General features: G+C 75.0%; 13 protein-coding genes. 5 read left to right on the forward strand and 8 right to left on the reverse strand.

Annotated elements, in window-relative coordinates:
• Positions 1-14 precede the first annotated feature (14 nt).
• Positions 15-1661, reverse strand: a complete 1647-nt coding sequence (locus tag ACFVZH_RS10625; RefSeq protein ID WP_384895396.1) for a DUF6350 family protein — start codon at positions 1659-1661, stop codon at positions 15-17.
• A 119-nt stretch (positions 1662-1780) separates the two neighbouring features.
• On the opposite strand from ACFVZH_RS10625, the gene ACFVZH_RS10630 reads away from it, so the two are divergent.
• Entirely contained in the window at positions 1781-3265 is a 1485-nt protein-coding gene (locus ACFVZH_RS10630; RefSeq protein ID WP_384895398.1) for a sigma factor-like helix-turn-helix DNA-binding protein, read from the forward strand.
• An 83-nt stretch (positions 3266-3348) separates the two neighbouring features.
• Here ACFVZH_RS10630 and sucD read toward each other — a convergent pair whose 3' ends face one another.
• From sucD to ACFVZH_RS10660, 6 genes are all read right to left on the reverse strand, one after another.
• Positions 3349-4233, reverse strand: coding sequence for a succinate--CoA ligase subunit alpha (sucD, locus tag ACFVZH_RS10635; protein ID WP_384895400.1), 885 nt, complete (start codon positions 4231-4233; stop codon positions 3349-3351).
• Positions 4234-4253: 20 nt separating this feature from the next.
• Positions 4254-5432: an ADP-forming succinate--CoA ligase subunit beta gene (gene sucC / locus ACFVZH_RS10640; RefSeq protein WP_384895401.1), complete on the reverse strand. Its 1179-nt coding sequence runs from the start codon at positions 5430-5432 to the stop codon at positions 4254-4256.
• Positions 5433-5885: 453 nt separating this feature from the next.
• Positions 5886-7217, reverse strand: coding sequence for a VWA domain-containing protein (locus tag ACFVZH_RS10645; RefSeq protein WP_384895403.1), 1332 nt, complete (start codon positions 7215-7217; stop codon positions 5886-5888).
• Positions 7214-9577, reverse strand: coding sequence for a DUF5682 family protein (locus tag ACFVZH_RS10650; RefSeq protein ID WP_384895405.1), 2364 nt, complete (start codon positions 9575-9577; stop codon positions 7214-7216). Before ACFVZH_RS10650 ends, ACFVZH_RS10645 begins: the two co-directional genes overlap by 4 nt.
• Positions 9574-10731, reverse strand: coding sequence for an AAA family ATPase (locus tag ACFVZH_RS10655; RefSeq protein WP_384895407.1), 1158 nt, complete (start codon positions 10729-10731; stop codon positions 9574-9576). The genes ACFVZH_RS10650 and ACFVZH_RS10655 overlap by 4 nt, the downstream gene beginning before the upstream one ends.
• A 121-nt stretch (positions 10732-10852) precedes the next feature.
• Positions 10853-11266, reverse strand: coding sequence for a hypothetical protein (locus tag ACFVZH_RS10660; protein ID WP_384895409.1), 414 nt, complete (start codon positions 11264-11266; stop codon positions 10853-10855).
• A gap of 191 nt (positions 11267-11457) precedes the next feature.
• Here ACFVZH_RS10660 and ACFVZH_RS10665 point away from each other — a divergent pair, with 191 nt between their 5' ends.
• Together ACFVZH_RS10665 and ACFVZH_RS10670 are read left to right on the forward strand one after the other, a co-directional pair.
• A complete protein-coding gene (locus tag ACFVZH_RS10665) occupies positions 11458-12813 on the forward strand; it encodes an SWIM zinc finger family protein (RefSeq protein WP_384895411.1) in 1356 nt (451 codons plus the stop codon).
• Positions 12814-12851: 38 nt separating this feature from the next.
• Complete coding sequence (locus ACFVZH_RS10670; protein ID WP_384895413.1) at positions 12852-14513, forward strand: DUF5691 domain-containing protein; 1662 nt, start codon at positions 12852-12854, stop codon at positions 14511-14513.
• 139 nt (positions 14514-14652) lie between these two features.
• Here the strand turns inward: ACFVZH_RS10670 and ACFVZH_RS10675 are convergent, their stop codons facing one another.
• Positions 14653-15066 carry a cobalamin B12-binding domain-containing protein gene (locus ACFVZH_RS10675; RefSeq protein WP_366304704.1) on the reverse strand — a complete coding sequence of 138 codons (414 nt, stop codon included), beginning with the start codon at positions 15064-15066 and terminating at the stop codon, positions 14653-14655.
• 303 nt (positions 15067-15369) lie between these two features.
• On the opposite strand from ACFVZH_RS10675, the gene ACFVZH_RS10680 reads away from it, so the two are divergent.
• Positions 15370-16161, forward strand: coding sequence for an esterase/lipase family protein (locus ACFVZH_RS10680; RefSeq protein WP_384895415.1), 792 nt, complete (start codon positions 15370-15372; stop codon positions 16159-16161).
• A 244-nt stretch (positions 16162-16405) separates the two neighbouring features.
• Entirely contained in the window at positions 16406-18142 is a 1737-nt protein-coding gene (locus ACFVZH_RS10685; protein ID WP_384895417.1) for a peptidoglycan DD-metalloendopeptidase family protein, read from the forward strand.
• The last annotated feature ends 130 nt before the right edge of the window (positions 18143-18272 follow it).

Consider the following 18272-nt stretch of genomic DNA (forward strand, 5'->3'; position numbering starts at 1 on the left):
GGGCACACCACCCGTCAGTCGGCGGGCGGCGCCGCCGGGGGCGGCGGTTTGACGGGCGCGTCGGCGGGAGCCGGGGCGCCCGTCGTGCTGTCGGGAGCCGGGGGCGCGGACGGGCTCCGGCCCGGGGACGCGGGCTGGGCCGGTGCCGGAAGCGGGGACGGGGCGGAGGCCCGGAGCGAGGACGGGGGCGGGGACGGGGGCGAGGGCTCCCAGGCCGCCGGGAGATAGTCGTACGGCTCGTAGCCGGAGTCGTCGTCGAGGTCGTCGCCGAGATCCGCCGCCGCTGGTACGCCCGCTCCCGCACCGGCGGGCCGGTCAGCGGCGGACGTACGGCCCGGGGCGGCCGGCAGCGGCGGGGCCGACGCCGGCCGCCCCGAGGGGACACCAGCGGCCACGGACGCGGCGAGGGGCCCGCTCGCGGCGGCGGGGCCCGGCACGGACGCGCCCCCGGGAGCCGGGAGGGGCTTCGGGCGCGGGGTCCGGCGGCCCCAGGCGCGTACGCCCAGGGCGACGGGGACGCCGAGGCAGGCACCCCACAGGACCGTCGCGGCGCCCGCCTGCCACCACACGGGGCCGAACGCCGAGAGCCGGCCCGTGCCGAGCGGGCCGCCCGCCGCGCCCGCGAGGACGGCGACGGCCGCCCCGCAGCCCCAGGCCGCGCCGAGGGCGGTCAGGGCCGCGTCCCGGGCCGCCCAGGTCCGCGCCGCCCGGCCCACGCACCGGCCCTGGAGCACGGCGGCGCACAGCGGGACGGCGACGGTCAGCCAGTGGACCCAGCTGCCGCGCCCCTCGTCCGGCAGCGCGGCCAGCAGCGGGAAGGGCGGCACGGCCGGGTCGCCGGTGAGGCCCAGCGGCGTCGCGAGCGCGCCCGCGCCGAGGGTGAAGCCGGGACCGAGCCCGTACGCGGCCCCCCAGACGGCCATGTTCGGCAGCAGCGCCAGCACGAGCAGCACGACCGCCACCCGCCCCGACCACTCCCCCGCGAGGCCCGCGAAGACGGCCTGCGCCTCGCCCGCGTGCCAGGCCAGCGAGACCGCGGCGGCCACCGCGCCGCCGCCGAGCAGCGCGACGGTCCCGAGCCCCGCGGCGCGCAGCGCGGCGGCCGCGTGCCGCTGCCCGGGCAGCGGACGGCCGAGCGCCGTCCACACGCCGGCGCCCGCCGCGGCGACCACGACGCCGGGCAGCCAGAGCCCGGCCGTGATCAGGTCGGCGGGCAGCGGGCCGCTCTCGCTGTAGACCACGACCACCGCCGCGACCAGCAGGTATCCGCCGGCGACCGCGGCCACCGCGCCGCCCGCCGAGGGACGCGGACGGCCGCGGTCCGCCCCGCCGTCGAGCGTGTCGCGGGCGGCCCGGTGGACGAGCCAGACGGGCAGGGCGGCCAGGAGCAGCGGGACGACGCCCAGGGGCGCGGGGACGCCGGAGACCGTGTCCGTACGGACCAGGTCCACGCCGTGGGCCAGCAGCCAGAGCCCGGCGGCCAGGTGGAGGGCGCCGCCGGGGCCGCCGTCGGGATACGGGGAGCAGATCCAGGCCGCGACCACCAGGACCGCCGGCCCGCCGAGGCCGAGTCCCGCGGCGACCCCGCCACGGACGCAGGCGGTGGCGAGCGCGGCGGAACGGCCGCCCTGGACCAGGGAGTGCTCGGTCACATGGGTCACGGGGTCATGCTGCCAACGACACGCGCTTTTGCCGCGTAACAGGCAAAGTTCCGTTGTGTCGCTCAAGATACGTTTATGTACTTTTCCGCCCAGAGAAGCGCTGCGGGAGGTCGACCCCGATGAACCGGAGCACCGCGGATTCCGCCCCCTCCTTCACCCTGCCGGCCCCGAAGGAGCGGCGCAGGCTGCGCGAGGCCCTCGCCCTCAGCGAGGAGCAGGTCGCCGAGGCCATGGGCGTCACGAAGGCCACCATCAGGGCCTGGGAGGCCGGGCGCTCGGCACCGCGCGGCCGCAAGCGCGAGGCGTACGCCAAGCTGCTCGGCTCGTGCGAGGACACGGCGCCCGCGCCGGCCCCGACGGCGGCGGCCACCCCGACGGCGGCGTCCCCGGAGACACGGACGGCGGCATCCGCAGAGGCACAGGCACAGGCACAGACAGCAGCATCCGCACAGGCGCAGGCGCAGTCGGGGGCGGGGGCGGGGGCGGGGGCACGGCCCCCGGCACGGCCACCGGCCGACGCGCCCGTATCCGCCCCGGCCCCGGCCGTCCCGGCGGCCACCGGGGTCACGTCCCCGGCCAACGTCCGGCCGAAGTCCGCGGTCAAGCGCGCGGCCAAGCCGCCGAGGGCCCCCTCCCCCGCCCCGGCCATCGCCTCCGGGCCCGCCCGCAAGGGGCCTCCGAGGCCGCAGGAGCGCCTGAAACCGGTGGCGGCGGAGATGGCGGACCCGATGGGGGCCGAGACGGCCTCGTGGGCCGAGGCGGGCTCACGAGCCGAGGCGCCGGAGGCGACCCCGGTCGTGCCGGGCCTCACGCCCGAAGAGGCGTTCGACGAGCTCTACGCGCACGCCGCGCCCGGCCTCGTCCACCAGACGTACCTGCTCACCGGGCGCCGCCGGCTCTCCCGCGAGTCCGTCGAACAAGCCTTCCACCAGGCGTGGGACCACTGGCCCGAGGTCGCCGTCGACGCGGACCCGGTGGGCTGGGTGCGGGCGGCGGCGTACGAGTACGCCCTCTCGCCCTGGCACCGGCTGCGCCGCGCGCACAAGCACCCCGACTCCCCGCCCACCGAGGCGAACCGCCGGGCGCTGCTCACCGCGCTCCTCGAACTGCCGGCGCCCTACCGCCGCACCGTCCTGCTCTACGACGGACTCGGCCTCGACCTGCCGGAGACGGCGGCCGAGACCGAGGCGAGCACCCCCGCCGCCGCCAACCGGCTGCTGCACGCGCGCACGGTCCTCGGGGAGCGGATCCCCGAACTGGCCGAGCCGGAGGCCCTGCACCAGCGGCTGAGCCTGCTGGTCGCGGAGGCCCCGACGGCGACGCTCCCGCCGGCCCGGACCGTCCGGAGCGGGAGCGAGAAGCGGAGCCGCACCTGGACCCGGGCGGTACTCGGGGTGACGGCGGTCCTCATCGGCGTCACGGGCTTCACGGCCGCGACCGCGCCGACCCGCTACATCCCGGTCAACGCCCCCGGCGAGACCGTCAACGGGGTGCCGGTGCGCGGCGGCCCGCAGAAGCTCCGTCCCGAGGACCTGGACCTCCGCGACAGGCTGCGCTCCGAACCCAACCCCGGCCCCGAGCGCCTGATCCCGGCGGCCGAATAGCCGCCTCCGCACGCGAGAGGGCCCCGCCCCCCGCCCGGTCTCCCGGGCGAGGGCGGGGCCCTCTCGTACTGCTACCGCCGGTTTCAGCCCGCCAGGATGGCGCGCGCCAGCTTGGCCGTCTCGGTCGGCGTCTTGCCGACCTTGACGCCCGCGGCCTCAAGGGCCTCCTTCTTCGCCTGGGCGGTGCCGGAGGAGCCGGAGACGATGGCGCCGGCGTGGCCCATGGTCTTGCCCTCGGGCGCGGTGAAGCCCGCGACGTAGCCGACGACCGGCTTGGTGACGTTGGCCTTGATGAAGTCGGCCGCACGCTCCTCGGCGTCGCCGCCGATCTCACCGATCATGACGATCAGGTCGGTGTCGGGGTCCGCCTCGAACGCCGCGAGGGCGTCGATGTGCGTGGTGCCGATGACCGGGTCGCCACCGATGCCGACGGCGGACGAGAAGCCGATGTCACGGAGCTCGTACATCATCTGGTACGTCAGCGTGCCGGACTTCGAGACCAGGCCGATGCGGCCCGGCTTCGTGATGTCGCCCGGGATGATGCCGGCGTTGGACTGGCCCGGGGTGATGAGACCGGGGCAGTTCGGGCCGATGATGCGGGTCTTGTTGCCCTTCGACTGCGCGTACGCCCAGAAGGCGGCGGAGTCGTGGACGGCGATGCCCTCGGTGATGACGACGGCCAGCGGGATCTCGGCGTCGATCGCCTCGACCACGGCGGCCTTCGCGAAGGCCGGCGGGACGAAGAGGACGGACACGTTGGCGCCGGTCTCCTTCATCGCCTCGGCGACGGAGCCGAAGACCGGGACCTCGGTGCCGTCGAAGTCGACGGACGTGCCGGCCTTGCGCGGGTTCACGCCACCGACGATGTTGGTGCCGTCAGCCAGCATGAGCTTGGTGTGCTTCATGCCCGTGGCACCGGTCATGCCCTGGACGATGACCTTGCTGTCCTTGGTGAGGAAGATAGCCATGGTGTGCTTGACCTCGTCCCTTACTTCGCAGCCGCGAGCTCGGCGGCCTTGTCGGCCGCGCCGTCCATGGTGTCCACGCGCTGCACGAGCGGGTGGTTCGCGTCCGACAGGATCTTGCGACCCAGCTCCGCGTTGTTGCCGTCGAGGCGCACGACGAGCGGCTTGGTGACCTCTTCGCCCTTCGAGGCGAGGAGCTCCAGGGCCTGGACGATGCCGTTGGCGACCTCGTCACAGGCGGTGATGCCACCGAAGACGTTGACGAACACGGACTTGACGTCCGGGTCGCCCAGGATGATCTCCAGGCCGTTCGCCATGACCTCGGCGGAGGCGCCGCCACCGATGTCGAGGAAGTTGGCCGGCTTCACGCCGCCGTGGTTCTCACCGGCGTACGCGACGACGTCCAGCGTCGACATGACCAGACCGGCACCGTTACCGATGATGCCGACCTCGCCCTCGAGCTTGACGTAGTTGAGGTTCTTGGCCTTGGCGGCAGCCTCGAGCGGGTTGGCTGCGGCCTTGTCCTCGAGCGCCTCGTGCTCGGGCTGACGGAAGTCGGCGTTCTCGTCGAGAGACACCTTGCCGTCCAGGGCCAGGATGCGGCCGTCCTTGGTCTTCACCAGCGGGTTGACCTCGACGAGGAGCGCGTCCTCGGCGACGAAGGTGTCCCACAGGGTCACCATGGCCTCGGCGACACCCTCGGCCACGTCGGCCGGGAACTTCGCCAGGGCCACGATCTCGCGGGCCTTCTCGATGTTCACGCCTTCGACGGCGTTGACCGGGACCTTCGCGAGGGCCTCGGGGGTCTTCTCCGCGACCTCCTCGATGTCCATGCCGCCCTGCACCGACGCCATGGCGAGGAAGGTGCGGTTGGTGCGGTCGAGAAGGTACGAGACGTAGTACTCCGCCTCGATCTCCGGGGACAGCTCGGCGATCATCACCTTGTGGACCGTGTGGCCCTTGATGTCCATGCCGAGGATGTCGGTCGCACGGGCGACCGCCTCGTCCGCGGTGGCGGCCAGCTTGACGCCGCCGGCCTTGCCACGGCCACCGACCTTTACCTGCGCCTTGACGACCGACTTGCCGCCAAGACGCTCGGTGGCCTCGCGCGCCGCCTCAGGCGTGTCGATGACTTCACCGGCCAGCACCGGTACACCGTGCTTGGCGAAGAGGTCCCTCGCCTGGTACTCGAACAGGTCCACGCGCGTCCGTCCCTTTTCTGATGATCGCGGTTCGTTGTCTGCGTGGGCGTGCCGCGAAGGGCAACGTGACTGCGCTGTCACAAGGGAGGCGTACACGGTGTCCGTGGACGCGGCATGTCCGTCTCGCAGGTTATCCCCGTGGGAGGTAGGTCCCTAAATCGCAGATCACAACAGAGCGGTGATACGGGTCACAGATCGTAGGGGCCGGGGGGCGGTCCGTAGGGGGCGAGGGGTACCGACGTGCGGCGTTCGCGTCAGGCGGGGCTTGGCCTTCCGGCCCCTCACGACGCGCCGGGAGTCCGGGTGAGGGCCCCTCGGACGCGTGTGTGATATGGGACTCAGTCTCCCCGCGAGCACCCGTGCGGGTGGTCCGGCGCCTACGGATTCCGCACCCTGCCGGGTCGTCCGCGGCAACGGAATCCGCACCCCGGCCGGGGTCCCCGGGCGGGCGGATCAGGTCGCGGGTATCGGCAGCGGCCGCTTCTCCAGGGCGGCGGCCATGATCTCCGGGAACAGGTCCGGAGTGCAGGCGAACGCCGGGGCGCCCAGCGCGGCGAGCGCCGCCGCGTGCTCGCGGTCGTAGGCGGGGGCGCCCTCGTCGGAGAGGGCCAGCAGCGCCACGAACTGGACGCCCGACGCCTTCATCGCCGCGACCCGCTTCAGCATCTCGTCGCGGATGCCTCCCTCGTACAGGTCGCTGACGAGGACGACCACGGTGTCGGCGGGCCGGGTGATCCGCGACTGGCAGTAGGCGAGGGCGCGGTTGATGTCGGTGCCGCCGCCGAGCCGGGTGCCGAAGAGGACGTCGACGGGGTCGTCGAGCCGGTCGGTCAGGTCCACGACGGCGGTGTCGAAGACGACGAGCCGGGTGGCGAGGGACCGCATCGACGCGAGGACGGCGCCGAAGACGGAGGCGTGGACGACGGAGGCGGCCATCGAGCCCGACTGGTCGATGCAGAGCACCACCTCCTTCTTCACCGCCCGGGACGCGCGCCCGTGCCCGACGAGCCGCTCGGGCACGACCGTGCGGTGCTCCGGCAGGTAGTTCCCGAGGTTGGCGCGGATCGTGCGGTCCCAGTCGATGTCCCGGTGCCGGGGGCGGCTGATCCGGGCGGAGCGGTCGAGGGCGCCGGTCAGCGTGGCGCGGGTGCGGGCGGCGAGGCGCTTCTCCAGGTCGTCGACGACCTTCCGTACGACGGCCCGCGCGGTCTCCCTCGTCGTCTCCGGCATGGCCTTGCCGAGGGAGAGCAGGGTGCCGACGAGGTGCACGTCCGCCTCGACGGCCGCCAGCATCTCCGGCTCCAGGAGGAGCGTGGCGAGGCCGAGGCGGTCGATCGCGTCGCGCTGCATGACCTGCACGACGGAACCGGGGAAGTACGTACGGATGTCGCCGAGCCAGCGGGCGACGGAGGGCGCCGAGGCGCCGAGCCCCGCCGTGCGCTCCCGTCCCCCGCGGTCGTCCTGCGCCCGCCGCCCGTAGAGAGCGGTGAGCGCGCCGTCCATGGCGGCGTCGGTCCCCGCGAGCGCCCGGCCGGTCCCATCGGCCTCCCCGCCCCCCAGAACCAGCCGCCAGCGACGCAACCGCTCGTCGGCGCCGGGACCGGAGCGGAGGCCGGGGTCGGGGCGGAGGCCGGGGTCCGCGCCGGAGTGGAGGTCCGTGCTCATGTCCGTGCCCGTGTCGGTGCCCGTGCCCGTGCCCTTGCCTGTGTCGGTGCCCGTGTCGGTGCCCGTGCCCGTGTCGGTGTCGGCGGCGGGCGGGGTGGTGGTCCGGTCGTCGGTGGTCATGCTGGGGCCTCCGTGTCCGTGCCGAGGATGAGGTGGAGGAGGGGCAGGACGCCGTCCGCCCGTTCGCGGTCGAGGCCGGCGGCGAAGCCGGGGGCCGCGCCGGGCGTCGGGCGGCCCGCGCCGCCGGAGCCCGGGTCCCGGGCGACCAGCTCGCCGAGGGTGCGGCGGACGCCGGGCTCGTACGCGGAGAAGGTGCGGCGCAGCAGCGGCAGGACGGCGGTGAACGCCCCGGCCGGTACGGACGTGAGCCAGGCGTCGACCAGGCCGAGGAGCCGTTCGTCGTGGACGAGGAGGAGACCGCCGCCGGACGCCCCGCCGGCGAAGCCGTCGATCCAGGCGGCGGCATCGGGCGGCGGGGTGCCCGGGGAGAGGGCGCGGCTCATGAGCGGTGCGGCCTCGTCGTCGGCGAGCCGTCCCTCGTCGAGGAGGATCCGGGCCGCCCGGCCCCGCAGGACGCCGGGCACCCGGTCGTGGCCGGCGAGCCGGCGCAGGACGGCCGCCCAGCGCGTGGCGAGCCCGGCCGCGCCGGGCAGCAGGCCGAGCGCCTGGTGGACCCCGTCGATCCGCTCGCGCATGGCGGCGGCCGCGTCGGTGTCGAGTCCGGCGCAGGCGGGCGGCAGGCCGACACAGATCCGTTCGGCGAGGCCCGCGGCGACGTCGGCGAGGGCCGCCGTGCCGGTGCCGCGGACGTCGCCGTAGCGGAGGGAGCGGGCCAGGGCCGGAAGGGCCTGGGCGAGGTGGGCGACGTCGGTGTCGAGCGCGGCCCGGTCGGCGAGCGACCGCATCACGACGGGGAGCGCGTCGGCGAGTCCGGCGAGCAGGCACTGCTCGGCGAGCGCGGTGATGTCGGTGAGGGCGGTGGCGGCCCGGGCCCTGGCCTCGGCCTTGGCGGTGGCCGCCGCCTCGACGGTGGTGCCCCAGACGCCGGCCTCGGCGACCCGGACGTGCAGTTCGGGTTCCCAGCGCAGCAGCCAGGTCTCCCGGAAGGTCCCCGTGCCGGCCCGCCCGGCGACCGGTTCGCCCCAGCCGACGCCGAGGAGCCGCAGCCGGTGCAGCAGCCGGCTGCGCTCGCCGTCCGTCTCCTTGCGCAGGTCGAGTTCGAGCACGCGCTCCTGCGCCTCGGGTTTGAGGCGCAGGGTGCGCTGACGGCGGCCGAGGTCCCGCTGGAGGGGGACGGCGGGCGCGCCAGCCGGGACCTCGCCGAGGACGTCGCCGACGACGAGGCGGTCCCTGACGAGGTCGAGCGGCACGTCGGAGCCCTCGCACAGGACGGCCCGGACGGCGTCGGTCGTCTCGTCGAGGCCGGGGAGCGGCCGGCCGCGCAGGACGGCGAGGGTCTCGGCGAGCCGGACGGCCTCGATGACGTGGGCGGAGGAGACCGGGTGGTCCTCGGACCTGAGGAGTCCGGCGACCTTGGTCATCCAGCGCTCGACGGGCCGGTCGGGGGCGGCGAAGAGGTGTCCGTACCAGCCGGGTGCCTCGATCCCGGCGCCGTACCCGGAGCGGCGGGCGAGCCTGCGGTGGGTCCAGGGGACCCAGGTGGTCTCCGTCCGTACCTTGGGCAGGCCCTTGAGCAGGGCCCGGTCGGCGGCGACGGTGGTCCGCCGGGCGAGGGCGGGGACGTGCCAGGCGCCGCAGACGACGGCGACCTCGTCCCCGAACTCCTTACGGGCCTCCCGCAGCCGGAGCCGCATGTGCGCCTCGCGGACGAGGTCGCGGGGGTGGCCGCCGTGTCCGTACGCCTCGTGCAGGGCGCCCATGGCCTCGGCGAGGGCCTCGAACGGGGCGGCGGGGTCGTCGTCGCCGCGCAGTTCGACGACGTCCTCCCACCAGTGCTCGGCGTCCTCGTATCCGGCGGCCGCGGCGAGTTCGGCGACCGGGTCGGTCGGCGGCCCGCTCCCGGCGACCTCGTCCTCGCCGTCGTCCCAGGTGGGGTCGGCGGCGGCGAGGGTGTGCGCGGCGGGCAGGTCGATGAAGCGGACGGCGGCGCCCCGTTCGAGGGCCCAGCGGATCGCAACCCACTCGGGCGAGAACTCCGCCATCGGCCAGAACGCGGCTCGCCCGGGGTCGTCCACGGCGTGCGCGAGCAGGGCGACGGGGGGCCGCATGTCCTCCTCGCCGGCCAGCGCCACCAGCGCGTCGGCCTCGGCGGGCCCTTCGACGAGCACGGCCGCGGGCTGCGCCGCCTCCAGTACCGCCCGCACTCCCCGTGCGGAGCCCGGCCCGTGGTGCCGCACCCCGAGCAGCAGCGGTCCCCCGCGCCGCTCCCCCGGCGCCGGGCCCGTGCCGGTGGCGGGGGCTGTGCCAGTGGAGGTGGCTGTGGCTGTGGAGGTGGAGGTGGAGGTGGAGGTGGACGTCATGCGCTCGCCTCGCGGCAGGCGCGGTAGAAGTCCTTCCAGCCGTCTCTCTCCCGGACGACCGTCTCCAGGTACTCCTGCCAGACGACCCGGTCGGCCGCCGGGTCGCGGACGACGGCGCCGAGGATGCCCGCGGCGATGTCGGCGGAGCGCAGGACACCGTCGCCGAAGTGGGCGGCGAGGGCGAGTCCGCCGGTGACGACGGAGATGGCCTCGGCCGTGGAGAGCGTCCCCGAGGGGGACTTGACCTTCGTCCGCCCGTCGGTGGTGACGCCGTCCCTGAGCTCGCGGAAGACGGTGACGACCCGGCGGATCTCGTCCGCTCCCGCCGGCGCCGCCGGCAGGTCCAGGGAGCGCCCGAGCTGCTCGACGCGGCGCGTGACGATCTCGACCTCGGCCTCGGGGGTCGCGGGCAGCGGCAGCACCACCGTGTTGAAGCGGCGGCGCAGGGCGCTGGAGAGTTCGTTGACGCCCCGGTCGCGGTCGTTGGCCGTGGCGATGAGGTTGAAGCCCGGGACGGCCTGCACCTCCTGGCCGAGTTCGGGGACGGGCAGCGTCTTCTCGGACAGGATCGTGATGAGCGTGTCCTGCACGTCGGCGGGGATGCGGGTGAGCTCCTCCACCCGGGCCGTCATGCCCTGCGACATGGCCCGCATCACGGGGCTGGGGACGAGGGCGTCCCGGCTGGGGCCGTGGGCGAGGAGCTGCGCGTAGTTCCAGCCGTAGCGGACGGCTTCCTCGGGGGTGCCGGCGGTGCCCTGGACGAGGAGGGTGGAGTCGCCGCTGACGGCGGCGGCGAGGTGCTCGGAGACCCAGGTCTTGGCGGTGCCGGGGACGCCGAGCAGCAGGAGCGCGCGGTCGGTGGCGAGCGTGGTGACGGCGACCTCGACGATGCGGCGGGGTCCCACGTACTTGGGTGAGATCACCGTCCCGTCGGGGAGGGTGCCGCCGAGGAGGTAGGTGGCGACGGCCCACGGCGACAGGCGCCAGCGGGCGGGCCGGGGGCGGTCGTCGGCGGCGGCGAGCGCCGCGAGTTCGCCGGCGAAGGCGACCTCCGCGTGCGGCCGCAGGACCTCGGTGGCGGTCTGCGGCCGTTCCGGTCCGGTGTCCGTCTCGACACCGGAACCGGGCTTCGCGATGGTTTCGGGCACGGGCATGGATCCCCCTCCAGATCGTTCGACCTGCTGTGCGATCCACCGTGCACCATGCCACTGACATTCGGCGGTAGCCACTGGTCAGAGGCGTATCGAGGGGTCCCGTAGGGGAGTTGAGGAAGGGTCAGCCGACGATCGGGGAGACGGCGACGCAGCCGCCCGCCATCGCCTGCTCGGCCTTGGCCTCCTTGATGACCTTGCCCTGGTAGATCACCTTGCAGGTGAGGTCGGCGGGGGTGAGCGAGACCGGCATGACGGCCGGCGGCATGATGCCCTGCAGCTTCACCGTCTTCTTCCACGGCGTGGTGGGCTTCTTCTCGGACACGACCTCGGGCGCCATCGCGGTGCCGTCGCCGGCGTGGTAGTCGATCGACTCCACACCCTTGCCGCTGACCTCGTACGTGACCTCGTAGGTCTGGGCGACGGTCTTGTCGACCTGGTCGACGGCCTTCTCCGCGGCGGCGGAACAGGCGCCGAGACCGAGGGCGAGACCGGCGGCGGCGAGGGCCGAGACGGCGGTACGGGCAGTGCGCTTCATGGCGGGGGTCCCCCAGGAACGTGGTGCGTACAGATGATCGGTACCGCGAAGTAATCGTAAAGGGAGAGTAAAGTCAAATCGTCTTCCGGGAGTCGTCAGGTCACCCCCGACAGGACCGCTCTCCCGCCGGAAACCGCAGGCCGGAACCGCTGCCGGAGGCATTGTCAGTGGCGGCCTCTACCGTCGAGGACATGAATGCCATGGGGGTGCGCTGGACGGCTGAACAGGTGCTGGCACTGGCTCCTGACGACGCCTCACGCAGAGCGGGAAGCAGGTTGGGCACGGCCGGACCGTGGTCCGGCACGGGCCGTGCGGACGGTGCCGTCTGGGGTCTGTGCAAGGGCAGCGGCCGCGCGCCGTACCGGACGGTCGTCGACACCACGGGCCCGGCGTACGCGTGCACGTGCCCCAGCCGCAAGTTCCCGTGCAAGCACGCCCTGGGCCTGCTGCTGCTCCAGGCGTCGGACACGACGGCGGCCGAGGAATCCGCCGCGCCCGACTGGGCGGAACAGTGGCTCGCGGGGCGGCGCGGGGACCCCGACGGCACGGCCCGGCGGGCGGCGGGCGGGGCCGGCGCTCCGGCGGCCGCGACGGCCGACCCCGAGGCGGCGCGCCGCAGGGCCGAGCGCAGGGCCGCCCGGATCACCGCGGGCGCGCAGGAGCTGGAGCAGCGGCTCGCCGACCTGCTGCGCGGCGGCCTGGCGGCGGCCGAGCAGGCGGGGTACGGCCTGTGGGAGGAGACGGCCGCCCGCATGGTCGACGCCCAGGCCCCGGGCCTCGCGGGCCGGGTGCGGGAGCTGGGGGCGATACCGGGCTCGGGGCCCGGATGGCCGGTGCGCCTCCTGGAGGAGTGCGCGCTGACCCACCTCCTCGACCGGGCCTGGCTCACCGCCGGCCGGCTGCCCGACCCGTTCGCGGCGACCGTACGGACCAGGGTCGGCCTCAACCTCCCGGTCGACGGCCCGCCGCTGCGCGACCACTGGCTCGTCCTCGCCCAGTGCGACACGTCCGACGCCCGCCTGACGACCCGGCGGATCTGGCTGCACGGCACGGCGAGCCGGCGCACGGCCCTGCTGCTCTCCTTCGGCGCGGCGGGCCGGGCCCCCCGGCTGGCCTTCCCCGTGGGCGCGGTCCTCGACGGCGAGCTGACCCCGCACCCGGCCTCCGGCGGGCTGCGGGCGGAGCCGGGCGAGCACTTCGTCCCGGTCGCCGGCCCCGCCTCCCCGCCACCGGGCGGACCGGTCGGCGACGCCCTCGGCGCGTACGGCCGCGCGCTGCGCGACGACCCGTGGCTCGACTCCTGGCCCGTGACGCTGCGCCATGTCGTACCGGCCCGCGCGGAGTACGGCTGGCAGCTCGCGGACGCGGACGGCCGCGAGGCCCTGCCGCTGACACCCGCCGCGCAGTCGCGTCCCGGGCTCTGGCGTCTCGTCGCCCTGTCCGGCGGCGCCCCCGTGACCGTCTTCGGGGAGTGCGGCCACCGCGGCTTCACCCCGCTCGCCGCCTGGTCCCCGGAGGCCCCCGGCGAGACCGTCCCCCTCATATGACGACCGGCCACCGCCCCTCGCCCGCCCGGAGGAACCCGATGGACACCGCCACGACCCCCTCCACACCGCCCGCCGGCCGCCCCGAGGACGCCGCCGACGACTCCGCCCGCGCCTGGGAGGAGCTGGTCACCTCGGCGCTGCTGGGCACCGACCGGCGACCGCCCGCCGGGCTCGCGGGGCCGGGGACGGCACGGGACGTGCCGGGCGCGCTGCTCGACGCCGCCGCGCTGCACACCGTACGGCGCAGGGCGGGGCTGCGGCCGGGGCCCGCCGTGCCGCCGCCGGAGCGCGCGCCGGCGGATCCGCGGGGGCCGCTGCCCGGGGCCGCCCGGGTCCGGCTCGACCAGTTGCTCGCCGGCCGGACCGCGCCCTCGCCCGCCGGGCGGCGCGGCGCGTCGCCGGACCTGGCCGAACTGCTCCCGCAGTGGCTGTCCCTGGCGAACGAGCTGGGCTACAAGGCGCCGCCCGCGGCCCTGCCCGCCCTCCTCGACGCGGCCCGGGCCCGTACCGACCTGCGGCCCCAGGCGCTCCGCCTGGCCGGGCCGCGCGGACTGTGGCTGGCCCGGCTCAACCCCGAGTGGAAGTTCGCGCTCCGGGGCACGGGCGCGGGCGGCAGGCTGCCGTCGCCGGACGACCCGGACGGGGTCCGCGCCCTCTGGGACGAGGGTCTGTTCGCCGAGCGGGTCGCCCTGCTCGCCGCCGTGCGGACCCGGGACCCGGCGGCCGGTCTCGCCCTCCTCGCGTCGACCTGGCCCACCGAACGGGCGGAGGACCGGCTGATGTTCCTCGATTCGCTGCGGACCGGACTCTCCGACGCGGACGAGGAGTTCCTGGAGGCGGCCCTCGCCGACCGCAGCCGCAACGTCCGGGCCACCGCCGCCGAGCTGCTCTCCGCCCTGCCCGCCTCCGCGCTCGCGGGCCGGATGGCCGGCCGGGCCGCCACCTGCGTCGGCCTCGACCGGACGGCGGGGTCGCCCGCGATCGCGGTCGAGGCCCCGCACGAGTGCGACGCGGCGATGCAGCGGGACGGCCTGATGGCGACCCCGCCGGCGGGCCGGGGCGAGCGTTCCTGGTGGCTGGGCCAGCTCGTCGAGGCCGCGCCGCTGTCCTGCTGGCCGGCCCGGTTCGGCGGCCGCGGCCCGGAGGAGATCGTGGCCCTGCCCGTCGCGGACGACTGGCAGGCCGAACTGCACGCGGCCTGGTGCCGGGCGGCCGTGCGACAGCGGGACGCCGCCTGGTCGCGCGCGCTGCTCGGCTCCCCGGGGGCCCCGCCCGCGACCGGCCCGGGGACGTCGTCGCTGGCCGAGCGCGCTCAGCTCCTGTCGATGCTGCCCACCGGCGAGCGGGCGCGCTGGGTCGCCTCGTTCATCGCCGCCCACGGCCTGTCGGAGGCGTTCCAGCTGCTCGGCGTCTGCGCCGTGCCCTGGGACGAGCCGCTCGGGGCGGCCGTGATCGACGCCCTCGACATCGCCCGGGACGCGGGCAGTTACCCGTGGAGCTTCAGCGGGGTGATGGGCCTGGCGGAACGTTGCCTCGACCCGGCGGCGGCCCGGCAGCTGGAATCCCTGACGGCCCTTCCCGACGAGGCGGAAGACACCTCGCCCGGCGCGGGCGGCTACTGGTCCGAGGCGTTCCGGCGCCTGGTGTCCACGCTCCGCCTGCGCGCCGCGATGCGCGCCGAGCTCATCGGAACCACCTGAGGGGCCTCGCCCGAAGGGAATCGCCCGAACGAAATCGCGCGAGCGGAACCACCTGAGGCGAATCACCCGTAAAGGTGAAGGGCCCTCCCGTACGGAAGGGCCCCGGCTGCGAGGTGGACGAGAGGGACGGCTGTCGCGGCTACGCGGCCACGCGCACGTTCGCGTTCACCCAGTCGACGATGGACGTCGTCGTCGCGCCCGGCGTGAAGATCTCCGCGACGCCCTTCTCCTTCAGCGGCGGGATGTCGGCGTCCGGGATGATCCCGCCGCCGAAGACCTTGATGTCCAGCGCGTCGCGGTCCTTGAGGAGCTCCAGGACCTTCACGAACAGCGTGTTGTGCGCCCCCGAGAGGATCGACAGGCCGATCGCGTCGGCGTCCTCCTGGATCGCGGTGTCGACGATCTGCTCGGGCGTCTGGTGGAGCCCGGTGTAGATGACCTCCATACCGGCGTCGCGGAGCGCCCGCGCGATCACCTTGGCCCCACGGTCGTGGCCGTCGAGACCCGGCTTGGCCACCACCACGCGGATCGGACCGGCTCCGGTCACACCCATGACTGCCTCCACATGCGACCCCCGCGCTTCTTTGCCGGGGAGGTGAACGAACGTTATCCCCAGCATCCCGCACCCGGCAGTTTCGCGGTGCCCGGGGAGGGGGAAATCACACGTGGGACATGTTCGCTCTGCGCCGTACCCCGCTTTCGGGCCCTCCTCCTGGGCCCACCAGCCGCAAGCGGGGCCCGGTCGCAAAGGGAGCCGCGACGAGGTCGTCGTCCCTCCGCGCCGTCGTCCGTACGGCGCGGAGGGACGACGTACCGGCGTACCGTTCGGCCCCGCGTGCCGTTCGGGAGGCCCGCCATGGAGCTCACCAAGGTCACCACCCTGATGAAGGCCACCGCCCTCGAGCTCGCCGTCCTCACCGGTCACCTCGTCCTCTACCCCTCGGGCATCGTCGCCGAGCGCCTCTCCCCCGCCGCTCCCGCCGCCGTGCACCTGCCCGGCCGCCGCCCGGTCGTCCTCCTGCACGGCTTCGTCGACAACCGCTCGGTCTTCGTCCTGCTGCGCCGGGCCCTCGCCCGGCACGGCCGGGACTGCGTCGAGTCGCTCAACTACTCTCCGCTCACCTGCGACCTGCGGGCCGCCGCCGAGGAGCTCGGCCGCCGGGTGGAGGAGATCCGCGCCCGCACGGGACACGCCGAGGTCGACGTCGTGGGCCACAGCCTGGGCGGGCTCGTCGCCCGCTATTACGTGCAGCGCCTCGGCGGCGACGCGTACGTCCGCACCCTCGTCATGCTCGGCACCCCGCACTCCGGCACCTCCGTGGCCCCGCTCGCCGACGCGCACCCGCTGGTCCGGCAGATGCGCCCCGGTTCGGAGGTGCTGCGGGAGCTGGCCGGCCCCGCGCCCGGCTGCCGGACCCGATTCGTGAGTTTCTGGAGCGACCTGGACCAGGTGATGGTGCCGGTGGAGACGGCCCGGCTCGACCACCCCGACCTCCTCGTGCACAACGTCCGGGTCAGCGGCATCGGGCATCTCGCGCTGCCCGTCCACCCGACGGTGGCGGCCGGGGTCCTGGAGGCCCTCGACGCCGACGGCCTCGAGGACCCGGCGATGCGGGAGGAAAGGCCGGGCGCCGGGTCCGTCGCCTGACCCCCGGCACCGCTCTCCGCCCGTCCTTCCGACACCGTTCTTCGAACGTTTCTCGAACACAAGGCCAAAGCTCTCTCCCCGAGCTGGCGAAACACGGCCGATTGCCCGTTTCCTGCGGGCACGAACCCCTCGGAAGATTGTCCGCCGCGCGTACCGCCGGGTACAGTCGCGCCACTGCTTACCCCCGGGACACCCCTCGTCGGGCCCGCCCCGGACTGGTCCTGCTGCCGAGGCGAGAGAGACGTTGGTGAACGACCAGCACCCCCACGCCGGGTACGCCGGAGACGGCGCCCACTCCACCGGCAGTTTCGCCACCGACCCGCTCTTCGGCGCCTACGCCGGCGGCCAGGCGGACCACAGCGGCCAGTGGGATCTCGGCCAGTACGGCGGTGGCACCGGCTCGTACGACACGACGGGCCAGTACGACACCACGGGGCAGTACGACACGACCGGCTCGTACGACACGACCGGTCCGTACGCCGCCGAGACGCAGTACGGCACGACGGGCCAGTACGACACCACCGGCCAGTGGGACACCACGGGCCAGTGGAACGCCGCCGCCTCCTACGACGCCACCGCTTCCTACGACGCCACCGGCGCGTACGCGACGAGCGGTTACGACGCCACCGGCTCGTACGTCACGACGGGGCAGTTCGACACGACCGGGCAGTACGACACCACCGGCCAGTGGGACGCCTCCGCCTGGACCGAGGCCCAGCAGACCGGCCAGTACGAGACCGCCCACGCCGGCGCCTACGCCGCCCAGGGCGCGTACGGCTACGAGTCCTACGACGCCACCGGCCAGTGGGCCGCCCCCGCCTTCGTGACCGACAACGGCACCGGCACCTACGACGCGACCGCGTGGAACCACGCGGCCCCGGAGGTCGAGGCCCACGTCCCGCAGCAGTACTCCCCGCACGACGCCCCGCCCGCCGAGCACGCCGAGCACGCCGAGCACGTCGTCGAGCACACCGCCGAGTTCGCGTTCGAGTACCTCCCGGAGACCGGCACCGAGACGGACACGGGCCACGCCGCCGTCTCCCCCGCCGACGACGCCGACGACGCGGAGACCGACGCCCGCACCGGCACCGACTTCGACATCGCCGTCGACGAGGAACTCCGGGACCTCCACGACGCGTACCCCGCGGACGCCGACGACGAGCCCGCCGTCGAGGTCCGCACCGACTCCCCGCTCGCTGGCCGCCCCGTGCGCCGCACCTCCGGCGGAAACCGCGGCCGTCGCCGTACCCCCGCCAAGCGGTCCGCGCTGCTGACCGTCGCGGTCCCCTCCGCCTGCGTCATGGGCGTCGCCGGCATCGCCGCCGCCTCCGTCGGCGGCCTCACCGGCACCACCGACGGCGGGCAGAAGGACACCACCGCGCTCGCCGCCGCGGACCCGGCCTCCGTCAAGCAGGTCGCCGCCAACAACGCGCTCGACACCCAGCTCGCCGCGCTCAGCGAGGACGCCCGCGACTTCGGCGACCGCGCCAGCCGCACCCAGGAGCGCATCGACCTCCGGCTCCGCCAGGAGGCCGACAAGAAGAAGCGCGAGGAGGAGGCGGCGCGCAAGGAGGCGCTGCGCCCCAAGTTCTCGCTCCCGGTGAAGCTGCACCGGCTCAGCGCGCGCTTCGGCCAGTCCGGCGTCAACTGGATGTCCGTGCACACCGGCATCGACTTCCCCGTGCTGACCGGCACGCCCGTCATGGCCGCCACGGACGGCACCGTCCGCACCCAGCTGAACTACGCCTACGGCAACATGGTGATCGTGACCGCCCCGGACGGCACCGAGACCTGGTACTGCCACCTCAGCAGCGCCAAGATCCGCTCCGGTCACGTGAAGGCCGGCGACGTCATCGCGTACTCCGGCGACTCCGGCAACTCCACCGGCCCGCACCTGCACTTCGAGGTCCGGCCGAACGGCACCGCCGCGATCGACCCGCTGGCCTGGCTGCGCAGCCACGGTCTCGACCCGACCAGCTGAGCCTTCCCCACCGTTCCCGCGCGAAAGGGCCCCGGCTTCCGCCGGGGCGCGGTGGCCCCGGGGGGGGGGAACACGGAACGACCCGCCCCGTCCCCCGCCGCACCCCCCTCGGGGTAGGGGACCCCCACAA

Source organism: Streptomyces sp. NPDC059534, from assembly GCF_042743475.1.
Classification (GTDB): domain Bacteria; phylum Actinomycetota; class Actinomycetes; order Streptomycetales; family Streptomycetaceae; genus Streptomyces.

Coding starts and splice junctions, on each gene's coding strand:
- ACFVZH_RS10675 (WP_366304704.1), bottom strand. CDS start 15,066: ATGGGTGTGACCGGAGCCGGTCCGATCCGCGTGGTGGTGGCCAAGCCG.
- ACFVZH_RS10660 (WP_384895409.1), bottom strand. CDS start 11,266: ATGAAGCGCACTGCCCGTACCGCCGTCTCGGCCCTCGCCGCCGCCGGT.
- ACFVZH_RS10670 (WP_384895413.1), top strand. CDS start 12,852: ATGGACACCGCCACGACCCCCTCCACACCGCCCGCCGGCCGCCCCGAG.
- ACFVZH_RS10650 (WP_384895405.1), bottom strand. CDS start 9,577: ATGACGTCCACCTCCACCTCCACCTCCACCTCCACAGCCACAGCCACC.
- ACFVZH_RS10655 (WP_384895407.1), bottom strand. CDS start 10,731: ATGCCCGTGCCCGAAACCATCGCGAAGCCCGGTTCCGGTGTCGAGACG.
- ACFVZH_RS10645 (WP_384895403.1), bottom strand. CDS start 7,217: ATGACCACCGACGACCGGACCACCACCCCGCCCGCCGCCGACACCGAC.
- ACFVZH_RS10680 (WP_384895415.1), top strand. CDS start 15,370: ATGGAGCTCACCAAGGTCACCACCCTGATGAAGGCCACCGCCCTCGAG.
- ACFVZH_RS10665 (WP_384895411.1), top strand. CDS start 11,458: ATGAATGCCATGGGGGTGCGCTGGACGGCTGAACAGGTGCTGGCACTG.
- ACFVZH_RS10630 (WP_384895398.1), top strand. CDS start 1,781: ATGAACCGGAGCACCGCGGATTCCGCCCCCTCCTTCACCCTGCCGGCC.
- sucD (WP_384895400.1), bottom strand. CDS start 4,233: ATGGCTATCTTCCTCACCAAGGACAGCAAGGTCATCGTCCAGGGCATG.